At 61.7% G+C, this 3,608-nt stretch carries 3 protein-coding genes and 2 pseudogenes; 2 read left to right on the top strand and 3 right to left on the bottom strand.

Features of this window, described 5'->3' with window-relative positions; genetic code table 11:
* A pseudogene (locus BLX42_RS03005) lies at positions 1-250 on the top strand (penicillin-binding protein 1C); the annotation flags it as partial.
* Between the two features lie 92 nt (positions 251-342).
* Positions 343-2,001 (top strand): ShlB/FhaC/HecB family hemolysin secretion/activation protein, encoded by a 1,659-nt coding sequence (locus tag BLX42_RS03000; RefSeq protein WP_161871105.1) that lies wholly within the window; start codon positions 343-345, stop codon positions 1,999-2,001.
* A 62-nt stretch (positions 2,002-2,063) separates the two neighbouring features.
* Here the strand turns inward: BLX42_RS03000 and BLX42_RS02995 are convergent, their stop codons facing one another.
* The 3 genes and pseudogenes from BLX42_RS02995 to BLX42_RS26775 form a co-directional block, all read right to left on the bottom strand.
* Positions 2,064-2,846, bottom strand: a complete 783-nt coding sequence (locus tag BLX42_RS02995; RefSeq protein WP_218176481.1) for a response regulator transcription factor — start codon at positions 2,844-2,846, stop codon at positions 2,064-2,066.
* A 113-nt stretch (positions 2,847-2,959) separates the two neighbouring features.
* Positions 2,960-3,430 (bottom strand): A24 family peptidase, encoded by a 471-nt coding sequence (locus BLX42_RS02990; RefSeq protein ID WP_039602427.1) that lies wholly within the window; start codon positions 3,428-3,430, stop codon positions 2,960-2,962.
* 93 nt (positions 3,431-3,523) lie between these two features.
* A pseudogene (locus BLX42_RS26775) lies at positions 3,524-3,608 on the bottom strand (DUF4136 domain-containing protein); the annotation flags it as partial.

The raw sequence follows: 3,608 nt of genomic DNA, 5'->3' as shown, positions 1-3,608 counted from the left end.
GTCCATCGTCGGTGTACGCCCAGGCGACAACCTGCGCCGCCCGGCCACCAGCAGCGAGCCGTTGCAACTGCAGGTTTCGGCCCTGGGTGGGGGTGGGCGGCGCTGGTGGTTCCTCAACGGCCAGCCCCTTGGCCAGACCGAGGGCCAGGGCAGCATGCGGGTGCGCTTTGAGCAGGCCGGGCAGATCGAGCTCAGCGCACTGGATGAGAGCGGTGAAACCGCGCGGGTGGCGTTCCAGGTCAGCGATTAGCCGTTCGACGTTTGCCGGGGCAGCACCTACGCTTGCTGGTGATGGGTGTGGCCGGCCGACGCCCCGGCGCCCAAGGGATCGTGGAGCGTCCTATGCGTCTTGCGGTCGTGCCCCTGTTACTGCTGACCTGGGCCAGCCTGGCCCTTGCCGAGCCGTTGCCGGCTTTTCTCGATACCCATGAATACGAGCGCCGCCTGCCCACCGCCAACCTGCCGGTAGATACCTATCGCCCCGTTACCCCGGCGCTGCATGTCGTGTTACCTGCTGCACCCGAGAGCTTGCCGTCAGATGCCCGATTCGTGCTGCACAAGGTGCGCTTCGAGGGCGGTACGGTTTACCCGCTGAGTGAATTGCGTGAGCACTATCAAGCATTGATTGGGCACGAGATCTCCTTGGGTGATCTGCAGCAATTCACTGAGCGACTGACCCAGCGTTACCAGCATGATGGCTACCCGCTGTCGTATGCCTACCTGCCACCTCAGGACTTTGCCGATGGCCGTGTGCATGTGGTGCTGGTGGAAGGGTACATCCAGGACTATGAACTGCTGGGTGATATCGGCCCGCCCGCGCTCTACCTCAAGCAGATGACAGGACGCCTGCTCGCCGAGCGGCCACTGACCCAGGAAACGCTCGAGCGCTATGTAGGCGCGGTGCAGCGGCTACCGGGTATCAATGTGAAGGCTGAAGTGGCGGTGGGGCCGGCCCCTGAAGACGCGAACCGTCTGAAAATACGTGCGTGGCGCAGGCCAGTTGATGCTGGCGTGGCCCTGAGTGACGGCAGCCGCGGGGACCTGCAGGCGCTGTTCAAAATCTCCAGCAATGGCCAGACACGCTTTGCCGAGCAACTGACTGCGAGCTTTCTGCTGCCGGCCGGTGACGAACACGTTGATTACCAGCGCCTTGATTACAGCCAGCCTCTGGACGCTCACGGCAACCAATTGCTGCTAGGCGCTGCACGGTACCGCAGTGAGCCGCGTACTCGTGTCCGGCTGGATGGCGGTGCCGACATCAATCAGCGCCTTGAGAGCGAGCGTTATTCTATCGGCCTCGGCCAGCCCCTGATGATTGCACCGAACGAATGGGTGAACGTGGCCGGGCGTTTTTATTCGGTCGGCGAGCACATTGAGTATCGGGCGGGCGGCTTACCCGAATACGACACCTATGTTCGCGCGCTGTCATTCGAAGGCGACTGGCGCAAGGCAGATCCCGGTCGCCTGCGCATCGCCAGCGCTGGGGTCTATCAGGGTATGGACTACCTGGGGGCGCGTAGCGATGCGGACTACGACATGGACTTTCTGCGCTTTCGGATCGCCGGGCTGCAGAGCGACCAACTGTCTGAACAGTGGCAGGGCGTCGTGTCGGCCGCAGTGCACTGGAGTGACTACAGGCTGCCCGACAGTGAGCGAGCGGTGTTTGGCGGGCAGCGTTTCGGCCGCGGCTACCCGAGCGACCAGGCCTCAGGTGACAAGGGCTGGGGTGTGGCTTACGAGCTCAACTACAGCATTATGGCTGGCCGTGCCTGGTTGCAACGGGTGCAGCCCTATGCGGTGCTCGATGCGGCGCACGCCTGGTACAACGGCGGGCCTTTCGAGGATGCGCACCTTAGTTCGGTAGCGCTGGGCGTGCGCCTGGCAGGCGGGCGATATGGCAATGTGGCGCTGGAGGTGGCCAAGCCGCTGGCGGATGTGGCACTGGACAGCCTGAACCGCCGGCCTCGGCTGATGCTGAGCGTCAGCTATCAGCTGGATTGAGCGTCGGGTCTTCAGGCCCTATCGGCGGCTGCCGGTGACAGGGCCTGTGAAGACCGTTTCACTCAATGGGTGGTGAACCGCTGGTGCACCGGCGACGAACTGGGTGTCAACGCAAGCGCCAGTTGCGTGCGGTTGTGCATATGGGTCAGTCGCAACACCTGCGAAACGTACAGTTTCACGGTGTTTTCGGTGATCCCGAGCTCGCAGGCAATCTGGTAGTTGGTCTTGCCTTTGCTCACCAGCCGGGCCACTTCCAGCTGGCGTGGTGAGAGCTTCTCGAACGCGGCGGGCAGATCGCTCTCGCCCTCTTCGACATCGCTGGCGCGGCGGTGGACGCCCTGGCCCCGCGCTTTCTCCAGGTCCTGGTAAAGCTCATCGATGCAGCCCGCCAGGTCTTGCAACCGTTTGTTGAGACTGCCCAGGTTCTGGAAGTTGGATTTGCGCTCCAGCAAAACCTGCTCCTGGCGACGCACGCCTTCCAGCAGTTCGTCGAGGTCAACGGGTTTTTGGTAGTAATCAGCGAAGCCTTCGCGCAGCGCACGAATCACGTCCTGCTTGTCGGCTCGGCCAGTGAGCATGATCGCTTCGAACACGCGCTGGCGCCCGGCAATTTCCTTCAACGCCCTCACCAGTTCAATGCCATCGCGCTCGGGCATGTGCAGGTCGCACAGCACCAGGCCAATGGATTCATCTGCCACATAGCGCTCGATGGCTTCGTCTGTTGAATGCGCGGCCACGCAATGGTGGCCATGATTTTCGAGATACTCACACAACTGTTCGACGATCAGGGGCTGGTCATCGACCACCAGAACCTTCACCTCGCTGAATGACTTGTTCACGATCAACTCCCTGTTCCTAAGCGGCCCTGCTCCCGGGCCAGACGCTCTGGCAGCTTAACCATAGACGCTGCTTGCGAACCTGTACAACGCATGTACAAGTTATCGGACAACGGGACTGATTATTGGATCCATACCGCTGTGAGCAGAAAGCCGGCCAGCACATAAGGCACGAAGGCTTGTTTGTCGCCCATTTGTTCGGTGAGCGCCTGCAGCCGCTTCTTTACCTTGGGGTTGAACAGGGTCCACAGGCGGCGGCGAGTCAGCAGCCACAGCAACACGCTGACGCCGGCACCGATAAAGGTCCCCAGCACATACTGATGACTGGTCGCCAACGCCAGGGCGCCCATCAGCTTGACGTCGTCAGCGCCGAAGTGGCCGAGCATGTAGCCGGGCAAGGTCAATAGCATGACGATGGCCAATGCCCAGCCGGCATCGCTGGCGTCGGCGCCAATCCAGGTGTGGCCGGTGAAGAACAGCCAGATCAGCGCACAGGCTGCTACGCCCAAGGTCAGGACATCGGCGATCTGGCGTTCGCGAATATCCTGTTCAGTGCACAAGGCAAGCCACATCAACAGAACAATGCTTTGCATTGGCAGGTCGATCCTTATTCGTTGAACACGTCTACCCGTTCAGCAGGTTTATCAACAGGGTAGACGCGATCTGACGAACGGGCTATGCCATGCTCATTTGGCCCTGCCTGGCGGGTAATTGCCCAGTACCTGGCCAACGGTCTTCTGGATGGCGCTGTTGCGTTCCTCAGGGCTGGGC

This window comes from Pseudomonas sp. SG-MS2, assembly GCF_009933855.1.
Classification (GTDB): domain Bacteria; phylum Pseudomonadota; class Gammaproteobacteria; order Pseudomonadales; family Pseudomonadaceae; genus Aquipseudomonas; species Aquipseudomonas putida_E.
Note: the sequence above shows the minus strand (reverse complement) of the source record. Positions and strands in the feature narration are given on the sequence as shown.